Here is a 15,509-nt window from a genome sequence, read left to right as displayed (position 1 = left end):
GGTCACGGCGGACTGCCGGTCACGGGCGCCGGAAGCGCCTACAGCCAGCCACCCACGGCCGAAGTCCCACAGCCACAGCCGAGCCCCTCGGCCACAGTCCGGTCTCTCGGCCACGGCCAAGTCTCCGCACGACACAGGTCGCTGGCGGCGAGTGCGCTTACAGCCAGGCTCGCAGCCGCGAGGGCCAGGCTCGGTGAGATGGCGGCGGGGGGGCAGGGAGCGGCCGGCGCACGTGGATCGGTCCTTGCGACATCAGGGTCGCGGTGGGCCGGGTGCGCTGTGCTGGGCCGGGGTCCGCTCAGACAGCGGCCGCGGGTGCCCTTGGGGCGCCCGCGGCCTTTGGAGCGGTGGGGCTCAGGCGTCGGCCGGCTCCGGGGTCGCCTCGGCGGCCTCGGCGGCCGGCTCGACGGCGGCCTCAGCGGTCTCACCCTCGAGCGCCTCGGCGGTCGGGGCGGCGCTGATGACGGCGACGATGCTCTCCGGGTCGGCGGCCAGCTCGGCACCGGCGGGGAGCTTGATCGCACCGGCGGTGACGTGGTTGCCGGCCTCCAGGCCGTCGATCGAGGCCTCGATGAACTCGGGCAGCTTGGTCGCGTCGGCCAGGATCGCCAGGGTGGTGCTCTCCACCATGACGAGGGTGTCGCGGGCGGCCTCGCCGGTCAGGTGGACCGGGACCTCGACGGTGACCTTCTCGCCACGGCGGACGATGAGCAGGTCGACGTGCTCGTAGATGTCCTTGATCGGGTCGCGCTGGATGGCCTTCGGCAGGGCGAGCGCGGTGCCGCCGCCGTTGATCTCGATGTTGAAGATCTGGTTCTTGCCGCCGTGCCGGATGGCGGCGGCGAACTCGCGGGCGGGGAGGGCGATGTGGCGGGGCGCTTCGCCGTGGCCGTACAGCACGGCGGGCACCTTGCCGGCCCGGCGCGTGCGGCGGGCACCACCCTTGCCGAACTCGGTGCGGGGCTCAGCGCTGATCTTTACCTCGGACACGGCAAAAACTCCTGATGCGGTTGTGCGGCGGGCACCGGCCGGCGCGACCGGTAACAGTTGTCGTGTGCGGCGCACGGGCGAGGAGGCGCACGGGGCACAGGCCCGGAGCACCGCGTCGATCACGGAGCCCGATGGCCGTCATGCCGATCCCGCGAAGACCGCTTCCGCGATGGTCGCTGGAACGCACGCCCGGCCCTTGGAGCACCCTCGCCGTGGCAACCGCACTAGCTTACCCGAGACCTCCGGGCACCCTCACACGGCACCCGTCCGGTTGTGCAGATCACGCGCCTGTGTCAACCGGACGGGCCGCAGGGCCCTGGAAAAGACCAGGAAAGCCCGGGGAGGATCAGGACAGACCGCCGAAAAGGGTCGTGACCGACCCGTCGTCGAACACCTCGCGGATGGCGCGGGCCAGCAGCGGGGCGATCGACAGCTGGGTGATCTTGTCGACCTTCTTGTCGTTCGGGAGGGGGAGTGTGTTGGTCACCACGACCTCGCTGATCCGGCTGGCGTCGAGGCGCTCGCAGGCCGGGTCGGACAGCACGGCGTGGGTGGCCGCGACGATGACGTCGGCGGCTCCCTCCTGGAAGAGGATGTCGGCGGCGCTGACGATCGTGCCGCCGGTGTCGATCATGTCGTCGACGATCAGGCAGACCCGGCCCTCGACCTCGCCGACGACCCGGTTGGCGACCACCTGGTTGGGCTTGAGCGGGTCGCGGGTCTTGTGGATGAACGCGAGCGGGCAGCCGCCGAGGCGGTCGGTCCAGCGCTCGGCGACCCGCACCCGGCCGGAGTCGGGGGCGACGACGGTGATCGGGCGCCCGGCGTACTTGGCGTCGATGTGGTCGGCGAGGGTGTTCATCGCGAAGAGGTGGTCGACGGGGCCGTCGAAGAAGCCCTGGATCTGCGCGGTGTGCAGGTCGACGGTGAGGATCCGGTTGGCGCCGGCGGTCTTGAGCAGGTCGGCGACGAGCCGGGCGGAGATCGGCTCGCGGCCGCGGTGCTTCTTGTCCTGCCGCGCGTACGGGTAGAACGGCAGGACGACCGTGATCCGCTTGGTCGAGCCGCGCTTGAGCGCGTCCACCATGATCAGGCTCTCCATGAGCCAGTCGTTGATCGGGGCGACCATCGACTGCACGACGAACGCGTCGGAGCCGCGGACCGACTCCCGGTAGCGGATGAAGATCTCGCCGCTGGCGAAGTCGTAGGCGTCCATCGGCGTCGGCTCGACGCCGAGCACCGCCCCGATCTCTTCAGCGAGCGCGGGAAAACCCCGGCCGGAGAAGAGCATGAGGTTCTTGCGGTTCTCCGAACTGATGCTGGCCATGTGGGTTTCGCCCGCTCCCGATCTCGTGGTTGGGCTCATTGTTCGTCGGATGGCCCCGCATCGGCCACCGAGGCGGGCGCGACGTGGTTTTCTTCACGTGCGAGGGCGTCGCGCGCGGCCTGCGCGGCGGCTGTGCCAGGCCGCTTGCGCTCCACCCAGCCCTCGATGTTGCGTTGGTTGGCCCGGGAGACGCCGAGTGCGCCGGGTGGCACGTCCTTGACGATCACGCTGCCGGCGGCGGTGTAGGCGCCGTCGCCGACGTGCACCGGGGCGACGAACATGTTGTCGGCGCCGGTGCGGGCGTGCGCGCCGATCACCGACCGGCGCTTCTGCACCCCGTCGTAGTTGACGAAGACGGTCGCGGCGCCGATGTTGGTGCCCTCGCCGATCTCGGCGTCGCCGACGTAGGACAGGTGCGGCACCTTCGCGCCGTCGCCGATGTCGGCGGCCTTGGTCTCCACGAACGTGCCGACCTTCGACTTGCGGCCGAGCCGCGTGCCGGGGCGCAGATAGGCGAACGGGCCGACCGACGCCTGCGGCCCGATCTCCGAGGACAGGGCGTGGGTCCGCACGACGGTCGCGCCCTCGCCGACGATCACGTCGATGAGCGAGGTGTCGGGGCCGACGACCGCGCCCTCGCCGATGCGGGTCGCGCCGCGCAGGTGCGTGTTGGGCTCGACGACCGCGTCCCGGTCGAGGGTGACGGTGACGTCGATCCACGTGGTCGCCGGGTCGATGATCGCGACCCCGGAGCGCATCCACTCGTCGTTGATCCGGTCCCGCATGAGCGCCCGCAGCCCGGCGAGCTCGGCGCGGTCGTTGGCGCCGAGGGTCTCGGTGGCGTCCGGGGCGCGGTGGGCGACGATCGGCGCGCCGGCCGCGGAGAGCAGGCCGATGACGTCGGTGAGGTACTCCTCGCCCTGGTCGTTGTCGGTGGAGAGCTTGCCGAGCATCTCGCGCAGCCGCTCCGCGTCGAACACGTAGGCCCCGGAGTTGATCTCGCGGATGCCCCGCTGCGCGGGCGTGGCGTCGCGCTCCTCGACGATGGCCGCGAACTCGCCGCCCCGGTTGCGCACGATGCGCCCCAGGCCGGTGGGGTCGTCGACCTCCGCGGTCAGCACGGTCGCGGCGGCCTTGGTGCTCTCGTGCGTGTGCACGAGCGCGCTGAGGGTCTCCGCGCGCAGCAGCGGGATGTCGCCGTTGAGCACGACCACGGTGCCGGTGAGGTCGGGCGTCTCCTCCAGCGCGATGCGCACCGCGTGACCGGTGCCGCGCTGCTCGATCTGGGTGACCGGCACGGCGGCCGGCGCGATCTGCTCCAGGTGGGCCCGGACCAGCTCACCGCCGTGGCCGACGACCACGGTGGCGGCGCCTCCGATCGCCTCCTCGGCGGCGGCGAGCACGTGGCCCACCAGGGTCCGGCCGAGCAGCGGGTGCAGCACCTTGGGCAGGGCGGACTTCATCCGCTTTCCCTCGCCGGCGGCCAGGATGATCACGTTTCGCACGGGCGCGCTCCTCGACGGTGTCGGTGCGCCTCATCGTAGTCAGGTGGCTGGGGTGCCAGGATTCGAACCTGGACTGCGAGGCTCCAAAGGCCTGCGGGCTGCCGTTACCCCACACCCCAAAGATCTGCCTGTGCAGCCTACCGGTCGCGTCGATCCGGCTCGTATCGAGGCCGGTTCCCCTCACCCTCTCGGCGGGTCAGCCGATGTTTGCGGACGAAGATCACATAAAACCGCGGGTAATCGGCTTGACACAGAGCCAATCTGGCGAACCTACGCTTCCGTAAGTTACGGTGACGTAGGCGTAGCGTCGATCCCTGAGAGGTAGCATGTCCGCTGTACTGCTCGATCCCGTCCCTGGTCAGACCCCTGAGCGCGGGCCAAAAGCCCTGACCGAGGGGCGCCAGAGCGCCGGTATCCTGATCGCCCTCTGGGGATTCGTCGTCCTGCCGTTCGCCGCCCTGCTGGCGGCCGTCCCCGTCGCCTGGGGATGGGGACTCGCCTGGCTCGACGTCGCGCTCGGCACCGTCTTCTACGTGATCGGCGGGCTCGGCATCGGCTCGGGCTTCCACCGGTACCTCACCCACGGCGCCTTCAAGGCCAACCGTGGGCTGCGCATCGCACTGACCATCGCCGGCAGCACCGCGATCGAGGGCAGCCCGACGCAGTGGGTCGCCGACCACCGCCGCCACCACGCGTTCTCCGACCGGGAGGGCGACCCGCACTCGCCGTGGCGCTTCGGGGAGTCGTTCGGCGGCCTGCTCAAGGGCCTCTTCTACGCCCACGTGGGCTGGCTGTTCCACCGCGAGCTGTCCAACCGGGAGCGCTTCGCCCCCGACCTGCTGGCCGACAAGGACATCCGCCGCATCGACAAGCTCTTCCCGGTGATCGTCGCGCTGTCCGCGACGCTGCCCGCGATCATCGCCGGCCTCGTCACCTGGTCGTGGCAGGGTGCGCTGTCGGCGTTCTTCTGGGCCGGCATCGTGCGGATCGGCCTGCTGCACCACGTCACCTGGTCGATCAACTCGATCTGCCACGTCTACGGCGAGCGCCCGTTCGAGACCCGCGAGGGCGACAAGGCCAGCAACTTCTGGCCCCTGGCGATCCTGTCCTTCGGCGAGAGCTGGCACAACCTGCACCACGCCGACCCGACCTGCGCCCGGCACGGGGTCGACAAGGGCCAGATCGACATCAACGCCCGGCTCATCTGGCTCTTCGAGAAGTTCGGCTGGGCCACGGACGTGCGGTGGCCGAAGCGGGACAGGCTGGACGCCAAACGGCTGGCACGATGAGCGGGTGACCGACCTTCCGGAGGAAATCCCGCACGTCCAGCGCAAGAGCCCGCCACCGCCGCCGGCCCTGCCGAAGTCACGGGTGCGGATGTCCGCCGCCCAGCGCCGCGAGCAGCTGATCGCCATCGGGCGGGCGCTGTTCGCGGAGCGGGGGTTCGACGCCACCTCCATCGAGGAGGTGGCGTCACGCGCGAAGGTCTCCAAACCCGTCGTCTACGAGCACTTCGGCGGCAAGGAGGGCCTCTACGCGGTGGTCGTGGACCGCGAGGTCCGCAACCTGCTGGACCGGCTCACCAACGCGCTGACCGGCGGCCACCCGCACGAGCTGCTCGAGCAGGCGGCCCTCGCCCTGCTCGACTACATCGAGCACGAGACCGACGGCTTCCGGGTCCTGGTCCGCGAGTCGCCGGTGATGTCGCCGACCGGCAACTTCATGAGCGTCCTCAACGACGTGGCGCACCAGGCCGAGCACATCCTCGGCTCGGAGTTCAAGCGCCGCGGCTTCGACCCGAAGCTCGCCGAGCTGTACTCGCAGGCGCTCGTCGGGATGGTCGCGCTCACCGGCCGCTGGTGGCTGGAGGTGCGCAAGCCGCGCAAGGAGGTCGTCGCGGCGCACCTGGTCAACCTGGCCTGGAACGGGCTGTCCAACATGGAGGGCAAGCCCACGCTCGTCACCGGCCAGGGCAGATGACGCGGAAGCGGCGCGCCGGACGGGTCCGGGGCGCCGCTTCGCTGTCAGTGGCTCAGGCGGTGCGGGGGCTGTGCCGCAGGTGCTCCTCGGCGTCGGCCGCCGAGGCGCTGCCGACCCGGTCGTAGAGGCTGGCGGTGCCGGTGATGCCCCCGAGGATGAACGTGACGATCACGTTGACCATCGAGAACGCGAAGATGTTGGCCTCGGTCTGCATCAGCGCGAGCGACGCCATACCGACCACGGTCAGCACGATGCCGGCGAGCTGGTTGACGTAGTGCGCCAGGTTGCGCCCGACGAGGTTCGCGCCGAGGACGACGACCCCCGCGGCCAGCGACAGCAGCGAGAAGGCGGGGTTGGTGCGCAGCCCCAGGACCCACTCTGCTCCGTCCATGCCGGTGAACTGGTTACCCGACGTCTGGACGAATCCGACCACGCCGAAGACCAGCATGTAGAGACCGGCGACGACGCAGAGCAGCCGGTACAGGGGCCGGAGGTGGTGGTTGATCGGAAAGTGAGCGGCCATGACCGTATCTTAGGGCCGGGTCATCCCGCGATCTCGGCGAGGGCGAGCCATTGCTCCTCGATGAGCGCTTTCTCCTCCTGTACCGCGCGCAGCTCGGCGTCCAGAGCGGTGATCCTGGTGTAGTCGGTGGCGTGCTCCGCCAGCTGGGCGTGCAGCGCCGCCTCCTTCTGCGTCAGCCGGTCCATGCTGCGCTCCAGCTTCGACAGCTCCTTCTTCGCGGCCCGGGCGTCCTTGTCCGACGCCCGCAGGTCAGCGGCCTTCTCCCGGCCGGCCGACGCCGCGGGGGCGGTGCCGGTGCCGAACCCCTCCTCGGCCCCGACGATGCGCTCCAGGTACTCGTCGACGCCGCCGGGCAGGTGGACGAGGTTCCCGTCGCCGAACATGCCGTAGACGACGTCGGCGACCCGCTCGACCAGGTAACGGTCGTGGCTGGCGACCACGATCGTGCCCGGCCACGAGTCCAGGAGGTCCTCCAGCGCCGCCAGGGTGTCGATGTCGAGGTCGTTGGTGGGCTCGTCGAGCAGCAGCACGTTGGGCTCCGTGGCGAGCAGGCGCAGCAGCTGCAGGCGCCGCCGCTCACCGCCGGACAGGTCCGCGACCGGCGTCCAGACCCGGGCGCCGCTGAAGCCGAAGACCTCCGCGAGCTGCGCCGCGGTCAGCTCCCGGTCGCCGAGCTTGACCCGCTTCGCGACCTCCTCGACCGCTTCCAGCAGCCGCAGGCCCGACGGCAGCTCCTTGAGCTCCTGCGACAGGAACGCGGCCCGCACCGTGCTGCCCCGCAGGAGCCGCCCGCCGTCGGGGTCCCGTACACCCGCCAGCACCCGCAACAGGGTCGTCTTGCCGGCCCCGTTGGCGCCGAGGATCGCGATCCGGTCGCCCGGCCCCACCAGCCAGTCCACCTCGGACAGCAGGGTCCGCTCGCCGGCCCGCAGGTCCACCTTGGACAGCTCGTAGACCTGCTTGCCCAGCCGCGTGACGGCGAGCCGCTGCAGCGACACCGTGTCGCGGGCGGGCGGCACGTCGGCGATGAGCGCGTTGGCCGCGTCGATGCGGAACTTCGGCTTGCTGGTGCGGGCCGGCGGGCCGCGCCGCAGCCAGGCGATCTCCTTGCGAAGCAGGTTCTGCCGGCGGGACTCGGCCTCGGCGGCGACCCGCAGCCGCTCCGCCCGGGCCAGGGTCCAGGCCGCGTAGCCGCCCTCGTAGGCGCGGACCGTCGCGTCGGCGACCTCCCACGTGGTCGTGCAGACCGCGTCGAGGAACCACCGGTCGTGGGTGACGACCATGAGCGCGCCGCGGCGCTGCAGCAGGTGCCGCGCCAGCCAGGCGATGCCGGCGACGTCGAGGTGGTTGGTGGGCTCGTCGAGGATCAGCAGGTCGGCGGGGCGCACCAGCAGCGCGGCGATCGCGATGCGGCGCCGCTCGCCGCCGGACATCGGCCCGACGGGCGCGTCCAGTCCGAGATGCGGCATGCCGAGCCCGTTGAGGACGGTGCGGACGCCGGCGTCGCCGGCCCACTCGTGCTCCGCGGCGAACGCGGCGGGCAGCCAGGCGGTGCCGATGATGACGTCGCGGACCGTGGCGGTCGGCGGCAGGTCGAGGTTCTGCGGCAGCGCCGACACCCGCAGGTCGCGCCGGTGTGTGACGCGGCCCTCGTCGGGCTCCTCCGCCTTGGTCAGCATCCGCAGCAGGGTCGTCTTGCCGGCCCCGTTGAGCCCGACGACGCCGATACGGTCGGCGTCGTCGACGCCGAGGGACACCTCGTCGAAGATCCGCCCCGCCGGGTACGTCTTGCCGACCTTGTCCAGGTTGATGATGTTGGCCATCTACAGCACTCTCGCTCCGGGCACGGGACCGACGGCGGTGCGCACCGCGCGGCAGCAGTTGGTGGCCTCCAGGTCGGCCGCGAGCAGCGCGGCGTGCCGGGCGTCCTCGGCCAGGAAGACCACGGTCGGGCCGGAGCCGGACACGAGCCCGGCCAGGGCGCCGGCGTCGAGCCCCGCGTCCAGGACCCCCCGCAGCTCGGGCCGCAGGTGCAGCGCGGCGGCCTGCAGGTCGTTGGCGAGGTGCTCGGCGAGCACGTCGGGGTCCTTCTGCCGCAGCGCGGCGAGCAACCCGTCGGGCGTCCCCGCCTCGCTCTGCGCGCCCAGCTCGTCGAACGTCTTGTAGACCGTGGGGGTCGACAGGCCCTCCTCGGCGACGGCGAGCACCCAGTGCCACGCGTGCCCGCCGGTCAGGATCGGGCTGACCAGCTCGCCGCGGCCGGTGCCCAGCGCGGTGCCGCCCAGGACCAGGAACGGGATGTCGGAGCCCAGCGTCGCGGCGATGCCGGCCAGGTCGTCGCGGGACAGCCCGGTCCCCCACAGCTGGTCGCAGGCGACCAGCGCGGCGGCCGCGTCGGCGCTGCCGCCGGCCAGGCCCGCGGCGATCGGGATCTGCTTCTTCAGGTGCAGCCTGGCGTGCGCGTCGTGGCCCGTCTCGGCGGCCAGGGCCCGCGCCGCCCGGATGACGAGGTTGTCCTCGCCGAGCGACAGCTGCCCGGTGCCCTCGCCCTCCATGGTGAGCGTCAGCGTGTCGCCGCGGCGGGCGGTGATCTCGTCGTACAGCCCGATCGCGTGATAGACGGTGGTCAGCTCGTGGAACCCGTCCGGACGCGCGGCACCGACGTGCAGGTGGAGGTTGATCTTCGCGGGCACGCGGACCCGGACCGGTCCGTGCGCGGCCAGGCGCGGCCGGTCGAACTCCTCGTCGTCGTCTTCGGAGAAGAGCGGCTCGGTCACGTGGTGCACCCTACCCGTGCGACGGCTGCGCCTGCCGCTGGCTCGCGATACGGGTGAAGTCATGCACCGTGAGCTGCTCTCCCCGCGCGCCGGGGTCGACGCCGGCCGCCCGCAGGATCCGCTCGGCGGCGTCCGGCCCGCCGGCCCAGCCCGCCAGGGCGGCCCGCAGCGTCTTGCGGCGCTGCGCGAAGGCCGCGTCCACGACCGCGAAGGTCGCCTTCCTGCCGGCCTCCGCGTCGCCGGTTTCCTCGAGCGGTGTTTCCCGCCGGGTGAACGCGACGAGACCCGAGTCGACGTTGGGCACCGGCCAGAAGACGCTCGGCGGCACCTTGCCGGCCTGCTTCGCCGTCGCGTACCAGGCGAGCTTCACGCTCGGGACGCCGTAGACGCGGCTGCCCGGACCCGCGACGAGCCGGTCGGCGACCTCCTTCTGCACCATGACCAGGCCCTTGCGCAGCGACGGCAGCGTGGCCAGCAGGTGCAGCACGACGGGCACGGCGACGTTGTACGGCAGGTTCGCCACCAGCGCTGTCGGCTTCTGGTCGACGTCGACCCGCAGCGCGTCGCCCTCGATCACGTGCAGCCGCCCGGCCTGCTCGGGAGCGAACCGCTGTACGGTGGCCGGAAGCGCCTTCGCGAGCACCGGGTCGATCTCCACCGCGCAGACCTTGTCCGCCACCTCCAGCAGGCCCAGGGTCAGCGAGCCCAGGCCCGGACCGACCTCCAGCGCGACGTCGTCGGCGCTCAGCTCGGCGGCGCGCACGATCCGCCGGACGGTGTTGGGGTCGTGGACGAAGTTCTGCCCGAGCTGCTTGGTGGGCCGCACGCCCAGCTCCGCGGCCAGCTCCCGGATCTCCGCCGGGCCGAGCAGCGTCATCGCCATTCGCCGAACGCTCGGGTGCCGTTTGCCGAGATCGCGGCGCACAGCGTGTCCAGGTCGTGCCCGGCCACCTCGGCCAGGGCCCGGACGGTCAGCGGGATCAGGTAGCTGGCGTTGGGCCGGCCGCGGAACGGCACCGGGGTCAGGAACGGCGCGTCGGTCTCCACCAGCAGCCCGTCCAGCGGCGTGATCGCGGCCGCGGCGCGCAGGTCCTTCGCGTTGCCGAAGGTGAGCGTGCCGGCGAAGCTCAGCAGGTACCCCCGGTCGAGGCACTCCCGCGCGAACGCCTCGTCGCCGGAGTAGCAGTGCAGGACGACCTGGTCGGGCGAACCCTCCTCGTCGAGGACCCGCAGGATGTCGTCGTGCGCGTCGCGGTCGTGGATGACGAGGGTCTTGCCGTACCGCTTGGCGATGCTGATGTGCGCCCGGAAGCTCTCGTGCTGGGCCTTGCGGCCGTCGTCGCCGGTGCGGAAGTAGTCCAGCCCGGTCTCGCCGATCCCACGGACCCGCGGATGGGCGGCGAGCCGCTCGATCTCCCGCAGCGCGCCGTCCAGGTCGGCCTGCCGCGGCGCGTCGTTCGGGTGCAGCGCGACGGTCGCCACCACGTCCGGGTGCTCCTCGGCCACCTGTACACCCCACCGCGACGACTCCACGTCGACGCCGACCTGCACGAGGCGGTCGACCCCGGCGGCTTTCGCCCGGTCCAGCGCCTCCGCGACCGTCGACGGCCCGTTTTGTCCGTCACCCTCCAGGGTGATGTCGATATGGGTGTGGCTGTCCAGCACCGCGACCGGCAATGCTTCCGGCGCAGGGGGAAACTCCCCCTGCCGGCTGTGTTTTCTCGCACTCATCGGCCATAAGCATGCCACCTCCGGTTCCTCGTTCACGATTCGTTCACCAGGCGGTCTTAGCGTCGCGAAGGTGACAGTCATCGGGCATACGGCAGGGTCCGCGACCCACAGCGTGACGCTCGACGGGACCACCTACCCCGCCGAGGAGATCGCGCAGGGCGCGGCGTTCGAGGTGTACGCGACGCAGCCCGCTCCCGGCTTCCTGCCCAACCCGCGGCCGGGCGCCCGCTGGCCGTTCCGCCGCTTCGTGCACGTCACGGAGGTCGTCGCCGGCGGCCTGTCCGTGTACGAGGACGAGCCGCTGCTGATGCCCGTCACCCGCACGCTGGACTGGACCGGCCTGCACAAGCTCACGCAGACCCCGTCCGCCGCCGAGTGGATCGCCCCGATCCGCCGCACGGCCGCGGTCCGCCGTGGCACCCGCATGATCAAGTTCCTGACGGGCCGGCAGCTCGGCGGCCACCTGCGCGGCTGGCCGATCAGCGGCTTCTGCTACCGCGCCTTCGACGTCGCCCACCTGCGCACCCCGCAGGACCTGGCGATCCTCAGCTCGTCCTCCTCCCCCGAAGACGTCGTCTTCGCGATCCGCTGGCGGGCCGTGGACCCGTGGGACTACGACGTGCCCTTCGCCGACTCGTACGGCGGCCTGGTCTCGATGCCACCGCACGACCGCCTCGGCTCCCCCGTCATCGGCACCGGCTTCAGCCCGAGCGGTCGGCACATCGTGCCCGAGTTCGTGACCCGCGACCTGGCCGAGCTCCCCGTCCCGGCGAACACGTCCCTGGTCGCCTACACCAGCGACGGCACCGAGGTGACGCTCTACACGTACTTACCGGAGCAGCGCGCGTGGAGCCGCATGCACGGCCCGCAGTGGCGCCACCTCCTGCCCGACACGATCGCCGCCGACCAGGAGTACTTCCCGACCACCACTCCCCTGAGCCGGTACGTCGGCCGCTACCGCGACAACGTCTACGAGGCGATCGTCGACCCGCCGGGCGAGTTCCGGGTCGCGGCGAAGACCCGCGCCGCCCGCTACCCGCTGGACGCCCTGGCCCGCCGCGTCCCCTCCGCCACCTGGCGCGACGCGCCCTGCACCGTCATCCGCGAGGAGGGCGACTGGCTGCGCCTGCGCCTGAGCCGCCCCGACGGCGACGCGGTGGCCCGCCTGGGCGCCCACTGCGTGGAGCGCGGCCTCTACGAGGCCTGGGCCCCCGGCGCCGAGGTCACCGACGCCCGCGAGGAAGACCACTGGTTCGACCTGTGACGCTGTAATTCCCCCACCGCTACCGCGGCGGGCCCGGGCGGGAATTCCCACCCGCGACCCCAATGCGCCGCCCCGCGACGCACTGCCCGCGCTATGGCGCGAGACAGACCAAGCGGCAAGGACAACCCTGGCCGCGGACACAGCCAGATCCGTCCATGGATCACAGCGGCGGACGCAGCACCAGCACCGACGCTGACCTTGACCATGTGATCCAAGGACAACCCTGGCCGCGGACACAGCCGGATCTGTCCATGGATCATGGCGGCGGACGCAGCACCGGCGCCCGGACCAGGCGGCAGTGCCGTCGCGGGGCTTGACCACGTGATCCAAGGACAATCGTGGCTGTGCGGGCGGCCAGATCTGTCCTTGGATCAAGCCGGGCACTCGCGACGGCCGGTCCCCACCGGATGCGGCGCGTATGCGTCGCTTGGCCTGCCACGCGTCTCGGCGCGGGCAGTGCGTCGCGGAGCGGCGCATTGGGGCCGCGGGTGAGAATCCCCGCCGGGCCCCGCCGCGGCAGCGGTGGGGGAATTGCAGCGCTAGCTGGCCTGGGCCTTGGAGGAGTCGGCGACGGGGGTGCCGGCGGCGTGGGAGAAGGACTGGAGGCCCTGGACCAGGGCGGCCCGGTCATCCGGGGACATGCGGCGCAGGACGGCGGCGATGGTCTCCTGGCGCTGGCGGCCCAGGCCGTCGAGCAGGCGGCGGGCGGTGGGGGTGAGCACCAGCCAGACCTCGCGCCGGTCGCGGTCGTCGTTGGTGCGGCGCAGCAGGTCGGCGGCCTCGAGGCGGTCGCAGAGGCGGCTGGCGGACGACGGGGCGGTGTGCAGCGCGATCGCCAGCTGGGTCAGGTTGATCGAGCCGGCCTGGTCGACGACGCCCAGGACGCGGAGCTGGGCGGCGGACACGCCGGAGTTGTCGTTGGCGGCGCTGGTGGCGAGCACCAGTGCCTGGCCCGCGGCGTCGACCAGGGCAGCGGCCATCGAGGCCGCGTCGTCACTGCCAGCCGGGTGCGGTGAGGGTCGGGTCCGCACGTCGTCCTCCGGGGTTCGCGGGGATCACGGGTCGGCTCTGGGCGACCAGTCGAGGCAGACGATCAGCGCGTCGTCGGCGAGCTCGGCGCCTGCATGATAGTCGCGCAGGCTCCGCATGACGCTGCTGATCGCCTCGGCCGGTGGTTGCAACCGGGTCGATCGTATGGCACGGCTCAACTCCCGCTCACCGTACGCGGCCTCGTTCGGCCGGGTAGCCGAGTGCACACCGTCACTCACGATGAAGACGCGATCACCGGGCTGGAGACGCTCCTGCTCCTCGACGTATCTGGTGTCGCCGAACATGCCGAGCGGCAGCTGCGGGTCGAGGACCATGTCGCGGACCTGGCCGCCGCGGACCAGGAGCATGCGGGGCGAGCCGGCGTCGATGATGCGCAGGTCGCCGGTGGCGAGGTTGAGCGACAGCAGGAGGGTCGCCACGTGGCGGGTGCCGCCGTACTGCGAATAGATCGCGTCGGCGGCGAGGACGGCCTGGTCGGCGAGGTCGCCGGGGGCGCTGAGGCCGGTGGGGATGGACCGCCGGGCGTTGCGCATCGCGTTGACGGCGAGGGTGGTGAGCAGCGCGGCATCCAGGCCGGTGCCCATCCCGTTGAGGGCGGTGACGGTGAGCCAGTCGCCGTTGATGGACCAGTCGAAGTGGTCGCCGCCGACGGCGTACGCGGGCTCCAGCTGCCCGGCGAGCTTCACGCCGGGCTGGTCGTAGCCCCGGGCGGGCAGGAGGTCCCACTGCATCTCGGCGGCCATCGTCAGCCTGCCGTTGCGGCGGCGGTCCATGTGGTAGCGGTCGGTCCGCCGGTACACCGCCTGCAACGCCACGGCGAAGGTGCCGGCCAGCTCGCGCAGCCCCTCCCGCGCCTGCTGCGCCCGGTCGGCGTCCAGCACCACGCTGAGCACGCCGACGCGCTCGCCCCACGCCGTGATCGGCAGGTGCAGCCGGGCCAGCGACTGCCCCTCGCGGGCGTCCACGACGACCGTCTGGCTGGCGAACGCCCTGGTGGCCGACGTCAGCAGGTCGTCCGTGCCGTCAGGCTCGACGCCGCTGGGGGACAGCGAGGTCGAGCGGTAGTCGGCGAGCCACACGGTGCTGCTCTTCGTCCCGTGTGACGCGCTCAGGTGGGCGTCGAGCACCTCCACCAACCGATCCGGTGGGGCGGTGCGCAAAGCCTTCTCGATGGAGCCAACGCCGGACATGTGACCCTTCACCATCCGCGACCGAAGCCTTTGCTTGCCGTGCGGCAAATAATATAAGGCAGTCTGTCGAGTCAGGTGATACCCAGGCTCCCGTCGGAGTTACACCCAGCGAGAGCCGAGCCACATCCGGGAGAACCATTCGGTGTACGTAATGTCCATTCCACTATAGATCGGGTAGAAATAGGCGAAACATGCCGCTACGAGCAAAACATATGCACCTGCGACGATCGAACCGATCAGCCGGTGGTCGCTGGCGGGCTTGACGTGCCGCGGGGGTCCGATGATGGCACCCAGGACGTACACCACGGCGAGGACCAGGAAGGGCTCGGCGGGCAGCGCGTAGAAGTAGAACATCGTGCGGTGCTCGGGCATCGACTGGAACCACGGCACGATGCCGGCCAGGGCGCAGACCATGATCAGCCAGGCCCGGCCGTCGCGGCGGGCGATCGCCAGCCAGCCGAGCGCCAGCAGCGCCGGCAGGAACGACCACCACAGCACGGGCGTGCCGAGCAGCAGGATCTCCGACGCGCAGCTGCTCGCGTCGCACGGGCCGTCGGTGTTCCAGTAGAACGCCACGGGGCGGCCGAGCAGCAGCCACATCCACGGCCACGACTGGTACTGGTGCTTCGAGCTCAGCCCGGTGTGGAACTTGTACGCCTCGTGGTGGTAGTGCCACAGGTTGAGCAGCGGGTCGATGATCGGCCGGTCGCTCGGACGGCCGTTCGCCTGCGCGTACCAGTGCCGGAAGTAGCCGTCGTCGGACAGGAACCAGCCGGTCCAGGTCGCGAGGTACGTCACCAGCGCGAGACCCACCATGACGACCATCCAGCGGCCGTCGTCGAGGATGCCGTCCCGGACGCTGTGCCGCGACCCGGCCGCGCGGCGGGCGCTGATGTCGAAGATCAGGGTCAGCGCGACGAAGAGCAGCACGTACCACAGCGCGCTCCACTTGACGCCGCACGCGAGGCCCAGCGAGACGGCGCTGGCCAGCCGGTACCAGGGGACGCCGAGGCGGGGCCGGTTGGCCGGGCCGGGGCGGCTCGGGTCGACGCCGCGCTCCAGCGCCGCCAGCCACTTGGCGCGCCGCTGCTCGCGGTCCAGGACCAGGAAGTAGAAGGCGACCACGATCCAGAACATGAGGAAGATGTCCAGCAGCGCGGCCCGCGAGAGGA

The 15,509-nt window shown here is 71.7% G+C and carries 14 protein-coding genes and 1 tRNA gene; 3 read left to right on the top strand and 12 right to left on the bottom strand.

The annotated features are described in order from the left end of the window. Positions 1-354: 354 nt before the first annotated feature. The 4 genes from ABZ321_RS34145 to ABZ321_RS34130 form a co-directional block, all read right to left on the bottom strand. Positions 355-990 (bottom strand): 50S ribosomal protein L25/general stress protein Ctc, encoded by a 636-nt coding sequence (locus ABZ321_RS34145; protein ID WP_344503866.1) that lies wholly within the window; start codon positions 988-990, stop codon positions 355-357. 346 nt (positions 991-1,336) lie between these two features. After that, positions 1,337-2,317 (bottom strand): ribose-phosphate diphosphokinase, encoded by a 981-nt coding sequence (locus ABZ321_RS34140; RefSeq protein WP_344503867.1) that lies wholly within the window; start codon positions 2,315-2,317, stop codon positions 1,337-1,339. A 35-nt stretch (positions 2,318-2,352) separates the two neighbouring features. Beyond that, positions 2,353-3,822, bottom strand: coding sequence for a bifunctional UDP-N-acetylglucosamine diphosphorylase/glucosamine-1-phosphate N-acetyltransferase GlmU (gene glmU / locus ABZ321_RS34135; RefSeq protein ID WP_344503868.1), 1,470 nt, complete (start codon positions 3,820-3,822; stop codon positions 2,353-2,355). Between the two features lie 44 nt (positions 3,823-3,866). Further along, positions 3,867-3,941: transfer RNA gene (locus ABZ321_RS34130), tRNA-Gln, on the bottom strand. Between the two features lie 207 nt (positions 3,942-4,148). On the opposite strand from ABZ321_RS34130, the gene ABZ321_RS34125 reads away from it, so the two are divergent. Together ABZ321_RS34125 and ABZ321_RS34120 are read left to right on the top strand one after the other, a co-directional pair. After that, entirely contained in the window at positions 4,149-5,111 is a 963-nt protein-coding gene (locus ABZ321_RS34125; protein WP_354899060.1) for an acyl-CoA desaturase, read from the top strand. Between the two features lie 88 nt (positions 5,112-5,199). Then, positions 5,200-5,802 carry a TetR/AcrR family transcriptional regulator gene (locus tag ABZ321_RS34120; protein WP_344504024.1) on the top strand — a complete coding sequence of 201 codons (603 nt, stop codon included), beginning with the start codon at positions 5,200-5,202 and terminating at the stop codon, positions 5,800-5,802. A gap of 52 nt (positions 5,803-5,854) precedes the next feature. Here the strand turns inward: ABZ321_RS34120 and ABZ321_RS34115 are convergent, their stop codons facing one another. From ABZ321_RS34115 to ABZ321_RS34095, 5 genes are all read right to left on the bottom strand, one after another. Beyond that, positions 5,855-6,325, bottom strand: coding sequence for a DUF4383 domain-containing protein (locus tag ABZ321_RS34115; RefSeq protein ID WP_344503870.1), 471 nt, complete (start codon positions 6,323-6,325; stop codon positions 5,855-5,857). A 20-nt stretch (positions 6,326-6,345) separates the two neighbouring features. After that, complete coding sequence (locus ABZ321_RS34110; RefSeq protein ID WP_344503871.1) at positions 6,346-8,148, bottom strand: ABC-F family ATP-binding cassette domain-containing protein; 1,803 nt, start codon at positions 8,146-8,148, stop codon at positions 6,346-6,348. After that, a complete protein-coding gene (locus ABZ321_RS34105) occupies positions 8,149-9,048 on the bottom strand; it encodes a 4-(cytidine 5'-diphospho)-2-C-methyl-D-erythritol kinase (protein ID WP_344504025.1) in 900 nt (299 codons plus the stop codon). It abuts the gene before it with no gap. Between the two features lie 64 nt (positions 9,049-9,112). Beyond that, on the bottom strand, positions 9,113-9,979 hold the full coding sequence (gene rsmA, locus ABZ321_RS34100; protein ID WP_344504026.1) for a 16S rRNA (adenine(1518)-N(6)/adenine(1519)-N(6))-dimethyltransferase RsmA: 867 nt from the start codon (positions 9,977-9,979) through the stop codon (positions 9,113-9,115). Continuing rightward, a complete protein-coding gene (locus ABZ321_RS34095) occupies positions 9,976-10,833 on the bottom strand; it encodes a TatD family hydrolase (RefSeq protein WP_344503872.1) in 858 nt (285 codons plus the stop codon). The genes rsmA and ABZ321_RS34095 overlap by 4 nt, the downstream gene beginning before the upstream one ends. A 70-nt stretch (positions 10,834-10,903) precedes the next feature. Here ABZ321_RS34095 and ABZ321_RS34090 point away from each other — a divergent pair, with 70 nt between their 5' ends. Continuing rightward, positions 10,904-12,097, top strand: a complete 1,194-nt coding sequence (locus tag ABZ321_RS34090; RefSeq protein WP_344503874.1) for a hypothetical protein — start codon at positions 10,904-10,906, stop codon at positions 12,095-12,097. Positions 12,098-12,636: 539 nt separating this feature from the next. Here ABZ321_RS34090 and ABZ321_RS34085 read toward each other — a convergent pair. The 3 genes from ABZ321_RS34085 to ABZ321_RS34075 all read right to left on the bottom strand — a co-directional run. Beyond that, positions 12,637-13,077 carry a MarR family transcriptional regulator gene (locus ABZ321_RS34085; protein WP_344503876.1) on the bottom strand — a complete coding sequence of 147 codons (441 nt, stop codon included), beginning with the start codon at positions 13,075-13,077 and terminating at the stop codon, positions 12,637-12,639. A gap of 75 nt (positions 13,078-13,152) precedes the next feature. Next, positions 13,153-14,337: a PP2C family protein-serine/threonine phosphatase gene (locus ABZ321_RS34080; protein WP_344503877.1), complete on the bottom strand. Its 1,185-nt coding sequence runs from the start codon at positions 14,335-14,337 to the stop codon at positions 13,153-13,155. A gap of 99 nt (positions 14,338-14,436) precedes the next feature. After that, positions 14,437-15,509 (bottom strand): phospholipid carrier-dependent glycosyltransferase (locus ABZ321_RS34075; protein WP_354899053.1); only part of this gene is annotated, 1,073 nt, incomplete at its 5' end.

It is taken from the genome of Dactylosporangium sp. NPDC006015, assembly GCF_040614215.1.
Lineage (GTDB): Bacteria > Actinomycetota > Actinomycetes > Mycobacteriales > Micromonosporaceae > Dactylosporangium > Dactylosporangium maewongense.
This window is presented reverse-complemented; position numbering and strand designations above follow the sequence as displayed.